Source organism: Faecalibacterium sp. Marseille-Q4896, from assembly GCF_017377615.1.
Classification (GTDB): Bacteria; Bacillota; Clostridia; order Oscillospirales; family Ruminococcaceae; genus Faecalibacterium; species Faecalibacterium taiwanense.
Genome location: NZ_JAFREG010000002.1, coordinates 36539 through 51648 on the forward strand (window position 1 = coordinate 36539; position 15110 = coordinate 51648).

Sequence of the window (15110 nt, forward strand, 5' to 3'; positions counted from 1 at the left end):
AAATTTGTGGCAGACCCGCAGAAAACCTTCAAAGTCATACTCATTTGCGATTTTTGGACAGAAAATGAAAAAAGTGTGTTTATTCTGTGGACAAATGCTTTTGTAAAATGTTACAATAGGTTCTGTTCTTTCTCGTCCCACGCACGGACGGGATGTTTTATCTGAATCAGGAGGTTCCTCATGTTAGAAAACATCTTTCATCTGAAGGAGAACCACACCGATGTCAAGACCGAGATCATGGCAGGTATCACCACCTTCATGACCATGGCTTACATCCTTGCGGTCAATCCCAACATCCTTTCTGCTTCCGGCATGGATTCGGAAGCCGTTCTGATTGCCACCGCGCTGGCATCCTTTGTTGGCACTGCGCTTATGGCTCTGCTTGCCAACTATCCGTTTGCACTGGCACCCGGCATGGGCCTGAACGCCTACTTCTCCTACACGGTCGTTCTCACCATGGGCTACAGCTGGCAGTTGGCCCTGATGGCCGTCTTTGTAGAGGGCATCATCTTCATCGTGCTGTCCCTCACCAATGTCCGTGAGGGCATCTTCAATGCCATCCCCATGACCCTGAAGAGCGCCGTCAGCGTGGGCATCGGCCTGTTCGTTGCTTTCGTTGGCCTGCAGAATGCAAAGCTGATCGTCAACAGCGATTCCACCCTCGTCACCTACCAGCACTTCAAGGGCGACACCTTCTCCAGCGTGGGCATGGGCGCGATCCTTGCCCTGTTGGGTATCGTGATCACCGCCATCCTGCTGGTAAAGAAGGTCAAGGGCGGCATCCTGTACGGCATTCTTATCACCTGGGTGCTGGGCATCCTCTGCGAGATTGCCGGCATCTATGTTCCCAACCCCGACGCAGGCATGTACTCCGTCATTCCCACCGCTTTTGTCAGCTTCGACTTCTCCGCGCTGGGCAAGACCTTTGGTCAGGTGTTCAAGACCGATTTCTCCGGCGTTGGCATCCTGAACTTCTTCGCCGTCATGTTCTCCTTCCTGTTCGTTGACCTGTTCGATACTCTGGGCACCCTGATCGGTGTTGCCTCCAAGGCCGACATGCTGGACGAGGACGGCAAGCTGCCCCACATCAAGGGCGCACTGATGGCCGACTCCATCGCCACCTGCGCAGGCGCTGTGCTGGGCACTTCCACCACCACCACCTTCGTCGAGAGTGCTTCTGGCGTTACCGAGGGCGGCCGCACCGGTCTGACCGCTATGACCACCGGCATCCTGTTCCTGCTGGCCACCATCTTCAGCCCTCTGTTCCTCACCATCCCGTCCTTTGCAACGGCTCCGGCCCTGATCATCGTGGGCTTCTACATGATGGGCTCTGCCGTCAAGATCGACTTCAACGACCCCAGCGAGGGCATTCCCGCCTTCCTGACCATTCTGGCCATGCCCACCGCTTACAGCATTTCCGAGGGCATCGCCATCGGCGTGATTTCCTGGACCCTGATCAATCTGGTCACCGGCAAGGCCAAGGAAAAGAAGATCAGCCCCCTGATGTATGTGCTGACCGTGCTGTTCATCCTCAAGTACGTGTTCCTCTAAGCCGCTGATCTTACCGCAAGCAAAAAAGCTCCCGTCCTGATGATGGACGGGAGCTTTTCTGCTTCCTATGATCCGGAACAGCCTGCGCATTCGCTCCGGGCTGTCCGGCGTGGAACTATTCTTTTTTTAGCAATCGGGGTTATTTGCGCCGCGGGTGGATATGCACTTCCGGGATAGCTACGTTATCGTAGTGGATCGGCTTATCTGCCGCCGGAGTGCCGTCCGCATCCGTATGATGTGCCACCTTGCCGGTATGGATTTCCGGCAAGGCCACGGTTTCTTCCTCATGGGGATGCTCCCGCTTTTTTCCGAGCCACGTTTTCAGATGGTGATAAAGCGACATTGCACGTCTCCTTTCCCGGTGCGGAAACCCGCCCGAACTGTAAAGATCAGCTTCAGATAAAATTGATGAACACCGTAATGACCAGACTGTTCAGAAAGTCCGCAAACAGACTGCCCACCAGCGGGATCAGCAGATACGCCTTGACCGAGGGCGAATATTTATCGCAGATGGCCTGCATGTTGGCCATAGCGTTGGGCGTTGCGCCCATGCCAAAGCCGCAGGTGCCGGATACGATCACCGCCGCGTCGTAATCGCGGCCCATGATGTTGAACACCACCAGCACCACATACAGGATCATGAACAGGGTCTGCCCAGCCAGCAGCACGATCAGCGGCAGGGCCAGCTCTGCCAGCTGCCACAGCTTCAGGGTGATCATGGCCATACCCAGGAACAACGAAAGGCAGATGCCGCCAATGTCATTGATCTCGCCCATATACACGGTGTAGCCGCCGCCATACTCACCCACATTGCGGATGATGGCCGCCGCGATCATGGCACCGATATAGATGGGGAAGGTCATGCCCGTCAGGCTCAGAAGTCTGGACAGCACCGTGCCGATGCCCATGGCGACGATCAGCTGGAAGCTTGCCGCCGGGTACATGGTGGTGTGGCGCTCGTGCTTCATTTCTTCTTCCACCAGCAGGCTGTCATCCTCCGGTACCACCGTGGCCAGCAGGTTGTGCCGCTCAATGAGCATCTTACCGATGGGGCCGCCCATCATGCTGCCCGCGATCAGGCCATAGGTGGCCGCTGCCGTACACAGGGTGGTGGCCCCCTGAATGCCAAAGTCCTCCAGCACCGGGCCAAAGGCACCGGCGGTGCCGTGACCGCCCACCATGGGGATGGAGCCGGTGCAAAGGCCCACCAGCGCATCCACGCCCAGCAGCTTTGCCAGCCCCACGGCTACAAAGTTCTGGCTGACGATCAGCACGATGACCACGCCCAGAAACACGATCATCGCTCTTCCGCCGCTTTTCAGCACCTTGAGGTTTGCCTGGAAGCCCACCGAAGTGAAAAACATCACCATGCAGACTTCCTTTAGAATATCATCAAATGCAAACTCGGCAACGCCGGTCACATAGCACACACAGGTAAAAATGGCGAACAGCACGCCGCCAATGACCGGAGCCGGAATGCAGAAACGTTCCAGCACCTGCACCCTTGCCCGCAAAAATTTGCCCAGCATCAGCACCAGCACCGCAACGGCCAGTGTCTGATACATATCCAATTCGATCTTCATTGCTCTACTTTCCCTCAGTTCCCAGCCGCTTCATCGACCGTAATTCCTGCCGCCTTATAATATGCGGCCGCACCCGCATGGAACGGGATGCCAACGCCCTCTACTGCGTTTTCCTCCGGGTCCAGCGGGATGCCCAGCTGCTCTTCCAGCCCTTCCCGGCTGGAGAACAGAAGCTGTGTCAGCTGCTGCACCTGCTTTGCAGGCAGCGCGTTGCTGGCCAGCAGAACGGCTTTCACGCCCACCGTCTGCACTTCCTCCGTCTGGCCGGGATAGGTGCCTGCCGGCAGCGTAACGCCGCTGTAGGCGCTGTAAGCGCTCTGCAGGCGCTGTGCTGCCGCACCGTCCACCTTCAGCAGCCGGATGCCGCACTCGCCTGCCAGAGCGGTCAGCACCGGGCTGGGCGCGCCCACTGTCATAAAGATGGCATCCACCCTGCCCGCCTTCAGCTGGGCAGCGGCATCCTCATAGTTCAGGTTTACCATGCTCACCATCTTGTCGTTCAGACCATAGGCAGATAAGATCTGCCGCGCGTTCTGCTCCGAACCGGATTCCTCCGCGCCAATGCTCACCGTCCTGCCATGCAGGTCCTCAATGGACTGGATGTCGGAATCCGCCCGCACCACCACCTGACAGGTCTCGGTGTACAGCGCCGCCACGGCACCAAAGCCCCGGCTTTCCTCCTCGTCGGCAAAGATGCCGGTCTGGTCATAGGCATCCTGCACAAGGTCTGCCTGTGCAATGGCCAGCTGCAGGTATTCGCCGGCCAGCAGACGCAGGTTCGCTGCGGAACCGGCGGTAGCCTTCAGCTCCACCTGCCCGTTGTCCGTCTCATTTTCCAATGCTGCGAACCGCTCACCGAACTCCCGGTAGATGCCGCCCTCGCCAGCCACGCCGAAGCGCAGCCGTTTAACGGTCTCCACCGGCGAGCATCCGCTCAGCAGTGCTGCTGCCAGCAAAGCTCCGGCCAGCACCGCCGCGAGCCATTTCTTTTTCAAGATCACCACTCCTCTTCCTGCCGCCGCAGTGCGGCAGAGCTTTTATCCTAAATTATACGCACATTGCGGATGAAATGCAATCACCTGCTGCAGAAAAGGAATGCACTTACCCTCCGAACAGCCCGAAGAAGCTGGTATGGGTCACCCCCAGCACAAGGAACAGTGCGATCAGTGCAAACAGTACCCCGATGATAATATCCATCTGGTGCACTGTCAGCGGAAAATGGTCGTACATTTTTTCTTTCGCATTCACAAAGTTTTTGTCGCCGTTGTTCAGCAGGCTCTTTTTGCCCTCCTCAAAATCCGCCTTCTGCGCGGCCAACTCTGCCTGCTCCTGTGCAAGCTGTTCTTCCCGGGCCGCAAGGGCAGCTTCCCGCCGGGCAAGCTCCTCTGTGAACTGCTCCCTTGTTCGGTTTTCCTGTGCCATAAGCACACCTCCTGATGTTGTTTTTCTTTATGATACCACACAAATGCAAATAAAAAAAGCGGGCCGCCTGCCCAAAAGCAGACGACCCACAGAAAAAGCTCTTACTTCTTTGCCAGATACTTGCGGATATCGATAGCCACAGCCACGATAATGACAAGGCCCTGAACGATGTAGGTGTAGGAGGAGTTCACGTTCATGAACTGCAGAGCCACCTTCATCAGCTCAAAGACCAGAACGCCGACCAGAACGCCGGGAACAGTACCAACGCCGCCGGTGGTGGAAACACCGCCGATGGTGCAGGCTGCGATGGCGTCCAGCTCATAGCCCATTGCAGTGTTGACGGATGCGCCGCCGGACTTTGCAGCCAGCAGGCAGCCTGCCAGACCGAACATGCAGGAGGCCAGAATGTAGATGCGGATCTTGGTAGCGTGCACGTTGACACCGGCCACCTCAGCAGCAGCTTCGTTGCCGCCGATGGCGTACATGTACTTGCCGTGGCGGGTCTTGTTGTACAGGAACCAGAAGCATGCAGCCACCACCAAAGCGATCCAGATCAGCACGGGCACACCGATGATGGTGTTGGAGGCCAGAGAGGTGAAGTTTTTGTTCAAAGAGCCGATGGGGGTACCGCCGGTGTACACAAGGCAGATACCGTAGACCACCTGCTGCATACCCAAGGTAGCAATGAAGGGCTGCACCTTCAGGTAGCTGACCACCAGTCCGTTGCACAGACCCACGATGGCGCAGATGGCAATGACCAGAATGAACACCACGGGGGTGGACAGGGTGGGCATATTGGGGTAGAACTTGCCGGAAGCGCCTTCGGTCTGTGCAAAGATGCAGGCCAGACATGCTGCAAAACCAGCCAGACGGCCTGCGGACAGGTCGTTGCCGGTGGTGATCAGGCAGCCGGAAATGCCCAGCGCGATGATGTAGCGGATGGACACGTTCTTGAACAGGTTGATCATGTTGGTGCCGGAGAAGAAGTTGGGGTGAATGATGCCAACGATCAGAGTGATGGCCAGCATCATCATGATAATGGCGTTGTTGCTGAGCCACTTGCCCACAGCCTTGCCATTCAATTTTTTGGTAGCTTCCACGATAGACAGCCTCCTTAATTACTGATTTGCCGCAGCTGCGTCAGGTGCGGTCTCGAACTGGGTAGCCAGCGCCATGATGTTTTCCTGCGTAGCGTCCTTGCCGTCGATAAAGCCGGTGATGCGGCCATCGCACATGACCATGACACGGTTGGACATACCGATGATCTCGCTCATTTCAGAGGAGATCATGATAATGCTCTTGCCCTGCTTGGCCAGATCGGCGATGATGCAGTAAATTTCATACTTTGCACCGACGTCGATGCCGCGGGTAGGCTCGTCCAGAATGAGAACATCGGGGTTGTTGGCCAGCCACCGGGCGATCAGCACCTTCTGCTGGTTGCCGCCGGAAAGGCTCTTGATCTGGGTCTTGGGGCTGGGCACCTTGATGGCCATCTTTTCCTTGTTGGTAGCCACCAGATCCAGGATCTTCTTGTCGTCCAGCATGATGGGGCCCTTGCGCAGGGCATCCAGCGATGCAATGGAGATGTTATCCGCAACACTCAGCACACCCATGATGCCGGTGGCACGGCGGTCCTCGGTCAGCAGAGCCACGCTCTTCTGGATGGCGTCGCGGGGCTGCTTGATGTTCACCTCTTCGCCCTTGATCCACACCTTACCGGAGGTATGGGCACGCAGGCCGAAGATGCCTTCCATCAGCTCGGTGCGCTGTGCGCCCACCAGACCGGCCACGCCCAGGATCTCGCCTTTTTTGACCTCGAAGCTGCAGTGGCGGAAGGAGCGCGGATGAATGGATGTAAAGTCCTCCACCTTCATCATCACCTCGTCCGAGGGATGGTTCTCCAGCGGGGGATACAGGTTCGACAGCTCACGGCCGACCATCTTTGCAATGATCTCTTCCTTGGTCATGTTGGCAACGTCCCACTTACCGATATACTGGCCATCGCGCATGATGGTGACTTCGTCCGCGATCACCTTGATCTCGTCCATCTTGTGGCTGATATAGACCAGTGCCACGCCCAGAGCCTTCAGCTCGCGCATGATGCGGAACAGCGACTCAACTTCGTTTGCGGTCAGTGAGGAAGTGGGTTCGTCCAGGATCAGCACCTTGCAGTTTGCGGAAACAGCCTTTGCAATTTCCACCATCTGCATCTGTGCGATGCTCAGAGAGCCAAGCTTTGCACGGGGATTGATCTCCAGCTTCAGCTTTTTCAGCAGCTCCTCCGTATCCTTGTACATTTTGGCGTGATCCACCACCGTAACAGGGCCGTACTTTTTGGTGGGGTAGCGGCCCAGCCAGATGTTCTCGGCCACGGTGCGTGCCGGAATCGGCTGCAGTTCCTGATGCACCATGGCAATGCCGCGGTTCAGTGCATCCAGAGGGGTGGTGATGGTAACTTTTTCGCCCTCGTATTCAATTTCGCCCTCGTCCATCTTGTAAATGCCGAACATGCATTTCATCAGTGTGGACTTACCGGCGCCGTTTTCACCCATCAGCGCCATGACCTTACCGGGGCGAAGCTCCAACTGGGCGTGATCCAGCGCTTTGACGCCGGGGAAGGTCTTGACCACGCCTTTCATTACCAGACGGTATTCTGACATTCCGCAGAGCCTCCTTGTCGTTTATCATCGGGCCGCAGAAAAACCTTTTTTCAAAACAAGGCGCGTGCGCGGAGAATATTTCTCGCACGCACGCGCTTTATAGCTTTGCTCAAGCCGTCAAGGTCCACTGCGCACCTTGCATTGTTTCAGGAAAACTTTGGTCTTACTTCGCGTACTCGGAAGCGTTGTCCTTGGTCACCTTCACATAGTCGACCCAGTAGTACTGCTCGACCTTGGAGCCTTCAACGTACAGCTTGGTAGCCTCAGCAGCTGCAGTAGCCTGACCCACGTCGTCGTTCAGCACGGTACCGGTCATGTTGCCATCCAGAACGTCCTGAACAGCCTCTGCCAGAGCATCGACGCCGACCAGATAGATGTCCTTGCCGACGGTGCGGCTTGCCTGCTGGATGGACTGCAGAGCGCCCAGTGCCATTGCGTCGTTGTTGCAGAAGACAACTTCGATCTTGTCGCCGTACTGAGACAGAGCGTTTGCAACGTCCTGCTGAGCGGTGGTCTGATCCCAGTTGTCCAGGTACTCGTACAGGCACTCAACTTCCTTGCCTGCATCGGTCAGGGCCTTGATGGAGTACTCGGTGCGGTACTGAGCATCGATGTTCTCGGGGTCGCCCTTGCACATAATGTAGGTGATCTTGCCGTCGCCGTTGATATCGCCCTGAGTCTCGGTCTCCAGGATCAGCTCGCCCTGATAAGTACCGGACTGACGTGCGTCAGCACCAACGTAGCAGCACTTGTCTGCGTAGGAGTCCAGAACGCTCTTGTCGGGCTCACGGTTGATGAAGACGATAGGAGTCTCAGAGGGCTTGACGGTATCAACGATGGTCTGTGCGGAAGTGGTCTGCACGGGGTTGATGACCAGCACGTCCACGCCCTGCTGCAGGAAGGTGTTAATCTGCTCGGTCTGGGTGTTCTGGTCGTTCTTGCCGTCCATGATGGTGACGGAGTAGCCCATGTCCTTCAGGTACTCTTCCAGATCGGAGCGGTACAGGGTCATGAAGTTATCAGCAAACTGATAGATGCACACGCCGATGTTTGCGGAACCGTTGGTTGCAGCAGCGCTGGAAGCAGCAGCAGAAGATGCAGCAACAGAAGAAGCAGCAGTAGAGGTGCTGGAAGAGCCGCCGCAGGCGGTCATAGCAGCAGTTGCACCAACAACAGCAGATGCCTTCAGGAAGTCACGACGCGAAATCATTTTCATAATAATGTTCTCCTTCAATTCGTATCTCAGCATTTTCACAGGAGCAATCTTGCATGCACCTGTAATTCCTGTTCGTATTATACCCTTGCAGCACCCCACTGTTCAAGAGAACAAGTTCACAAGATTGAAGGAGTTCTTTTGTGCTATTTCAACAAATGCTTTTTGGGCTCGCCAATTTCTTTTCTCGAAACATCACAATTTTTCATACATTTGCAACCTCCCTACAAAAGCAAAAAAATTATGTCATTTTTCTCTCAAAAAGATTACAAAATGTTGCATCGTCCGGTTTTTGCAGCTTTTTTATTTCTTGTATATCTTGAAAAATATTTTCAGGAATAGTTCATCCCTGTTCTTCCGCATTTTTTCGCTTCATTTCTGCAATTTTCTGAAAATCGCCTGCTATTCCCGGTTCCTGCCGCCTGCCTTTTGCAAAGAAAATGCCCGGAAGCTTTCCTAAGCCTCCGGGCATTCCGATCCGAGTATCTTTTACAGATGCAGCAGCATCTTTGCAATGTTGAAGTAGATCAGCAGCGTGGTGGTATCCACAATGGTGGTGATCAGGGGTGAAGCCATCACGGCCGGATCCACATGCAGCTTTTCTGCCGCCACCGGCAGAATGCCGCCGATGATCTGCGAGAGCAGGATGGTGCAGATCAAAGTCAGGCACACCACCAGCGCCACCGGAGCCGCGATGCGGTCAAACACCAGCAGCTTTACAAAGTTGCATACGGCCAGCGTGCCGCCGCACAGCAAGGCCACGCGGCTCTCGCGCCACAGGATGCGGGGCAGATCGCGGGGCTGGATATCGCCCACCGCCATGCCGCGGATGATGGTGGAGGTGCTCTGGCTGCCCGCGTTGCCGCCTGCGTCGGTCAGCATGGGGATGTATGCAGTCAGCACGGTCACAGCGGCCAGTGCATCCTCGTATCCGCGAATGACCAGACTGGAGAAGGTGGCACTGATCATCAGGAACAGCAGCCACGGCGCACGGCTCTTATACAGATCCCACATGCTCTGCTTGAAGTAGGGCTTGTCGGAGGGGCCGATTGCGTTCATCTTTGCAATATCTTCGCTGGCCTCGTCCTGCAGGATGCTGATAGCATCGTCAATGGTCACGATGCCCACCAGCCGGTTTTCCGCGTCCACCACCGGAATAGCCAGAAAGCCGTATTTCTCGAACAGGTTGGAAACATCCTCCTGATCGGTGGTGGTGCTCACGCTGACCACATTGGAATCCATCAGGTCCTTGATAGGCTCTTCTGTGTTCTTTGCCAGCACCAGCGCCCGCAGGGACACCACGCCGATCAGCCTGCGGCTGTCATCGGTCACATAGCAGTTGTTGATGGTCTCCTTGTCAAAGCCATTCCTGCGGATGGCCTCCATAGCCTGTGCCACGGTCATGTCCGGCCGCAGCTCCATCAGCTCGGTGGTCATCACGCCGCCGGCCGAGTCCTCCGGGTACTTGAGCAGCTCGTTGATCATGCGGCGGGTGGTGGGGTCGGCCTGACCCAGAATGCGCTTGACCACGTTGGCAGGCATTTCCTCCACAAGGTCGGTGGCATCGTCCACGAACAGTTCGTCCACAACAGCCTTCAGCTCGGTATCGGTCAGGCCGTCGATCAGCTTCTGCTGGGTCTCAGGGGTCAGTTCGGTGAACACATCTGCGGCCAGATCCTTCGGGCACAGACGGAACAGCACCGGGAGCTTTTCTGCAGGCAGATCCTCAAATACCGCCGCAAGGTCGGGCGCGGGCAGAGTTTCCATCACATCCCGCAGGCTCTGGTATTTCTTGGCATCGTCCAGATTTGCCAGCATGGTCTTGAGGGTATCGATCGAGATTTCAGACATAAAAAAGCTGCCTCCTTTTCAGTGGCAGCTCTCGTTTCTTCTTTTCAGGGAACGCAAACACGCACCGTGTGCATTCACACACAGCAGGGTCTGCGCAAAGCAGAAACGGCGGCTGCCATCATATAAAATAATCGGGGAGAAAGACTGCTGCTACTGCCAGCAGGTTCCATGACAACCACCTCGTTTTCCTGTTGTAAAAAGACACTTTTTGCCTTTTCCGCCCATTACTTTACCACTGCTTTTTTGCCGCGTCAACCCTGCTTTTTAAATTTTTCCGTTTCTTTACAAAAAGTAAAAGTGCCCGATGACATTTTTCGTATCATCAGGCACTTTTATCCTGTCAGAGCATGTCCCGAGCGGGATGGAAGGCTCTTTGCTTACAGGGTCTCTACCGTATGAAACAATTCTTTTGCGGCTTCCACAGCATCCTTGCTGCCAAACACCACCCGCACGCCGTTTGCCATGGCGGCACCCAGCTCTGCGGCCTGCTCCTTCAGCAGTGCGGCATCCACCGCACACAGGGCCTTGCGGTCTGCCGCCATCATTTCATCAGTGATGCCGCAGAAATACCGGCGGTCCGTCTCGCGGGCCTCAGCACGCGGCTTGCGGGGGGTGTCCAGCTTGGCCACAGTACCCACAATAAAATCGTTCAGGTCTTTTTCGGTGTACTCCCGTGCTGCCAGTTTTGCCGGACCTTTTGCAAAGGTGTCGTAGCTTTCCTTTACATGGGGGTCGCGGTAGGTGTACAGGTATTCCACGCCGTCCGAGGAGAGCATTCCGGTGCCGTAAGCACCGCCCACCTCGCGGATGTTGTGCCACAGGTATTCGTAGCTCATCACGCGGGCCAGCGCCTTGCGGTCGCTGCGGCGCTCCATGGGCCATACCTGTACATCGTAGTTCACACCGCCGTCAATGATAAACGCTTCGTTCACCGGCGGTGTCAGCGGCTCCACATAGGGCTTTGCCGCAGCGCGGCCCTCGGCAGCAAAGCGGCTGTCCGGCAGCAGAGTGCGCAGCTTTGCAAGGGCATCCTCGCTGCCGTACAGGCTGACCGTCAGCTCCGCGTGCTGCAGCACCTCTGTGCGCAGGGCATCCAGCTTTTCGCCCAGTGCTGCCCAATTGCCGCGCTCCTGCACGCCGCACAGGAACTTGTAATAGCTCACACCGCTGCAGCGTTCACTCACCGCACCGTCCACCGTGTAGTGGGCACTGGCGCGGGTGGCTGCGTATACATTGCCCTGCTGGATGAACTGCTGTTCCATGTTCAACTTCTGCTGGCTCAGCACCCGTGCAAAAGCAGCTTCTGCCGCCGGGCCGGTAAGGATGGTATCATACAGCCATTCGCCGCCAAGCTCCACAGCCTTTTCCAGACTGCGTTCCAGCAGGCTCAGACACAGGCTCAGCTTGGCATGGCAGGGTGCACCCTCCTGCCGCCCAGTCCAGATGTCCAGCTGGGTGCGGCTGTCGCCCAGCCATGTGCTGCGCAGAGTGTTCAGTTGCTGAGCGGTGTGTTCGGTGCTGTCCAGCTCGTCCAGCACATCGGTCAGCAGGTCCAGATACGGCATGTCCTCAGGCTTCACATTACCGAGGTCATAGTAGAAGTTCAGGTACAGGCTGCCTGCCGAAGGGTGATGCAGCAGCTGTGCCCCGGCCAGAAGTTCCCGCTCGCCTGGGGCCGTCCTTGCTCCGTCGCCAAGGTCGGCAACGGTCAGCGGGTGCTCCAGCACAAGCTTGCCGTCGGTGCGGATGGGTTCGCCCTCCTCTTTTTTAGGCAGGGTGGGCACCTGCACCACCTGCACCGGAGCCGGTGCAAACAGCTCACGCAGCAGTTCATTGAACCAGCCATCGGCCATCTTTTCCCGCAGGGAAGCAAACAGCCTGTCCGTGTGCAGCAGCAGAGTGGGGTCGCCGGTGTGCAGCCAAGCGGTGGAAGCATTGATGGCATCCAGCACGCCGTCTGGCAGGGTGCCCGGGCGCTCCAGCGATGCAAACTCTGCTGCGTTCAGCGAAGCCAACAGCAGTTCCTGCGGGATGCCCTCGGCCAGAATGCCGTCCACCGCCTTGCGCACAGCGGCAGCAAACTTGCGAGCGCTCTCCTCGGTGGCACCGCGCAGCACCAGTTCCAGCACCGGCTGCAGGGTGCTGTCGTCAAAGCCAATGTCAATATCTGCGCCCAGCTTTTCGGCCAGCAGCGCCGCCTTCAGCGGGGAGTTATTGGTGCCAAGCAGGGCATCCAGCAGGATCTCCACGCCCAGCTGCCGCTCCCGGTCTGCAAAGGCACCGGTGTACCATGCCAGAGCACACTGCACCTCGTCCGGCTCCGGGTTTTCGGTATAGTAGGGCAGTTCCACGCAGGCACCCGCCTGCTCGTGCTGCACGGTCAGCTGCGGACGGCTGGTGCCCTTGGGCATTTTGGAGAGATAATCCCTGTCCAGCAGTTCCAGCTTTTCAGCCATATCCATTTTGCCATAGAGGGTAATGCAGCAGTTGTCGGCGCTGTAGTGGCGGTGATATACCCGCTTATACTTTTCATAGGTCAGCGCCGGGATGCTGGCCGGGTCGCCGCCGGAAACAAAGCCGTAGGCCGTATCCGGGAACATGGCCCGTTCCAGTGCATTTTCCAACTGAGCATCCGGTGCAGCCAGAGCGCCCTGCATCTCGTTGTACACCACTCCGCTCACGGTGCCGTCGGCACTGCGGTGCCAGCCCTCCTGCTCAAACACGCTCTTGTCCACCATAGCCAGCGGGCAGAACACCGCGTTCAGGTAGACATCCATCAGGTTTTTGAAGTCGGTCTCATTGGGCGTAGCGAACGGGTAGACCGTCTTATCCGGGAAGGTCATCGCATTCAGGAAAGATGCCATGCTGCTTTTGAGCAGCTGCAAGAACGGCGAGGTCACCGGGTATTTTTCGCTGCCTGCCAGCACCGAGTGCTCCAGAATGTGGAACACGCCGGTGTCATCGGACGGGAAGGTGCCAAAGCCGATGCCAAACGCCTTGTTGGTATCCTCATTTTCCACCAGCAGCACCGTGGCACCGCTCACATCGTGGGTAAGCACGGTCAGGGTTCCGTGCTGTTCAGGGCAGTCCTCGGTACGCACGAGGGTATAACCGGGAAATCGTTCCATTTCGTTTTCTCCTTTGCGGTTTTGAAATCATTGCCTCTATTGTATCATTCGCCGCTCAAAAAGACAATTACCGGTTTGTTAATTATAACCAGAAGGACGATTTAAAATGGCCTCCGTTACACTCTGGCCATATTCAGCGGAAATTTTATTTTTATTTCGCATTTGTCGCGGCCTGCGGGCCGCTCCAAACGCACTTTCACGAATAGAGTCGCTGCCGAAAACTGCATCTTTACTGCGTAATGGCAACAATATGCCGTTTGCCGTCACGCCCCCCTTCCCGTGAAAAAGGAAACAAGCCGGCCCCGCAGGGCTGGCTTGTTTGCAAAATTATAAAATAATATTTCCTCTGATATTGCCAAAGCGAAAGCATCGACAATTTTAAATCGTATTTTTTACACCTGTTTTGCGCCCTCAGTCCGGCAGGACACCCGAAACAGCACAAAGCCCACTGCAAACAGCAGCGCCAGCATCCCAATGCCCACATTGGCGCTGCCGGTCAGCTGGCTGCCCACGCTCACGATCATGGTGCCAAGGAAGGACGCGCCCTTGCCGCAGATGTCGAACAGGCCAAAGTATTCGCCGGATTTTTCAGCCGGGATGATCTTGGCAAAGTGGCTGCGGCTCAGTGCCTGCACGCCGCCCTGGAACATGCCCACCAGCACGGCCAGTATCCAGAACTGCCACTGGCTGGTCAGGAAGAAGGCAAACACCGCAATGCCGGTGTAGGCCGCGATGCAGACCGGGATAAGCTGGCTGGACGGATATTTTGCGCTTAGACGACCAAAGATCAGCGCCGAAGGGAAGGCCACGATCTGCGTTACCAGCAAGGCAAGCAAAAGGCCGGTGGTCTCCAGCCCCAGTGCCGTGCCGTAGGCGGTGGCCATATCGATGATGGTATACACGCCGTCGATGTAGCAGAAGAAGGCCAGCAGGAACCAGAACACCTGCTTATCCTCGCGCAGATGCTTGAGGGTGTGGCCGATGCGCACAAAGCTCTGCTGGATGGCGTGCTGCTCTACCTCCACATAGTTGATCTGCTTATAGTTCCGCAGCAGCGGCAGGGTGGTGCCCAGCCACCACACAGCGGTGATGAGCAGCGCCACGGAAAGGGCGGTCATCTGGCTCAGGCCGATGGCCCCGCTGCCCAGCACCAGCGCCAGACACACCACAAAGGGCACGCAGCTGCCAATGTAGCCCCATGCATAGCCCTGCGAAGACACAACATCCATGCGTTCCGGGGTGGTCACATCGCCCAGCATGGAATCGTAGAACACCAGACTGCCCGAAAAGCCGATCTTTGCAAGGATGAAGATGATCAGGAACGGCAGCCATGTAGTGGCAAGGCCCATAGCACAGCAGCCTGCCACGCCCACGAACAGGCAGAGCATGAAGATGGGCTTTTTAAAGCCTCTGGTATCGGCCAGCGTGCCCAAAATCGGCCCCAGCACTGCCGTGATCACCGTGACCACCGAGCTTGCATAGCCCCAGTAGGCCAGATAGTTCACCGGACTCAATCCCCCGGCCTCGGCCAGCGCATTAAAGAAAATGGGCACCAGTGTGGCGATCATCAGCACAAAGGCCGAGTTGCCCACATCGTACAGGATCCATGACCGCTCCAGCGGGGTCACCTTGAATTTTTCGCTTTGCATTTTTACTCTCTCCCTGCACCGCCGGGCGGTGCACCCTCATTTTTTGTGCCCGC

11 protein-coding genes are annotated in these 15110 nt (G+C 56.8%); 1 reads left to right on the forward strand and 10 read right to left on the reverse strand.

Features of this window, described 5'->3' with window-relative positions; genetic code table 11:
- The first annotated feature begins 180 nt into the window (after nt 1-180).
- Nucleotides 181-1551, forward strand: a complete 1371-nt coding sequence (locus J3348_RS04130) for an NCS2 family permease (RefSeq protein ID WP_120120600.1) — start codon at nt 181-183, stop codon at nt 1549-1551.
- Between the two features lie 139 nt (nt 1552-1690).
- Here J3348_RS04130 and J3348_RS04135 read toward each other — a convergent pair whose 3' ends face one another.
- The 10 genes from J3348_RS04135 to J3348_RS04180 form a co-directional block, all read right to left on the reverse strand.
- A complete protein-coding gene (locus tag J3348_RS04135; protein WP_097775079.1) occupies nt 1691-1894 on the reverse strand; it encodes a hypothetical protein in 204 nt (67 codons plus the stop codon).
- A gap of 52 nt (nt 1895-1946) precedes the next feature.
- The gene (gltS, locus tag J3348_RS04140) at nt 1947-3134 is read right to left on the reverse strand and encodes a sodium/glutamate symporter (protein WP_097775078.1); all 1188 of its coding nucleotides are present in this window, start codon (nt 3132-3134) and stop codon (nt 1947-1949) included.
- Nucleotides 3135-3148: 14 nt separating this feature from the next.
- Nucleotides 3149-4135: a TAXI family TRAP transporter solute-binding subunit gene (locus J3348_RS04145; protein WP_347563448.1), complete on the reverse strand. Its 987-nt coding sequence runs from the start codon at nt 4133-4135 to the stop codon at nt 3149-3151.
- Between the two features lie 100 nt (nt 4136-4235).
- A complete protein-coding gene (locus J3348_RS04150; protein WP_097781527.1) occupies nt 4236-4556 on the reverse strand; it encodes a hypothetical protein in 321 nt (106 codons plus the stop codon).
- A 101-nt stretch (nt 4557-4657) separates the two neighbouring features.
- Nucleotides 4658-5656 (reverse strand): beta-methylgalactoside transporter, encoded by a 999-nt coding sequence (locus J3348_RS04155; protein WP_097776390.1) that lies wholly within the window; start codon nt 5654-5656, stop codon nt 4658-4660.
- A gap of 18 nt (nt 5657-5674) precedes the next feature.
- Nucleotides 5675-7216 carry a sugar ABC transporter ATP-binding protein gene (locus J3348_RS04160; protein WP_005944656.1) on the reverse strand — a complete coding sequence of 514 codons (1542 nt, stop codon included), beginning with the start codon at nt 7214-7216 and terminating at the stop codon, nt 5675-5677.
- A gap of 163 nt (nt 7217-7379) precedes the next feature.
- Nucleotides 7380-8432 carry a substrate-binding domain-containing protein gene (locus tag J3348_RS04165; RefSeq protein WP_207698372.1) on the reverse strand — a complete coding sequence of 351 codons (1053 nt, stop codon included), beginning with the start codon at nt 8430-8432 and terminating at the stop codon, nt 7380-7382.
- 486 nt (nt 8433-8918) lie between these two features.
- Nucleotides 8919-10280, reverse strand: coding sequence for a magnesium transporter (gene mgtE, locus J3348_RS04170; protein ID WP_154256045.1), 1362 nt, complete (start codon nt 10278-10280; stop codon nt 8919-8921).
- A 377-nt stretch (nt 10281-10657) separates the two neighbouring features.
- Nucleotides 10658-13408: an insulinase family protein gene (locus J3348_RS04175; RefSeq protein WP_207698373.1), complete on the reverse strand. Its 2751-nt coding sequence runs from the start codon at nt 13406-13408 to the stop codon at nt 10658-10660.
- A 392-nt stretch (nt 13409-13800) separates the two neighbouring features.
- On the reverse strand, nt 13801-15057 hold the full coding sequence (locus J3348_RS04180) for an MFS transporter (RefSeq protein WP_207698374.1): 1257 nt from the start codon (nt 15055-15057) through the stop codon (nt 13801-13803).
- Between the last annotated feature and the right edge of the window lie 53 nt (nt 15058-15110).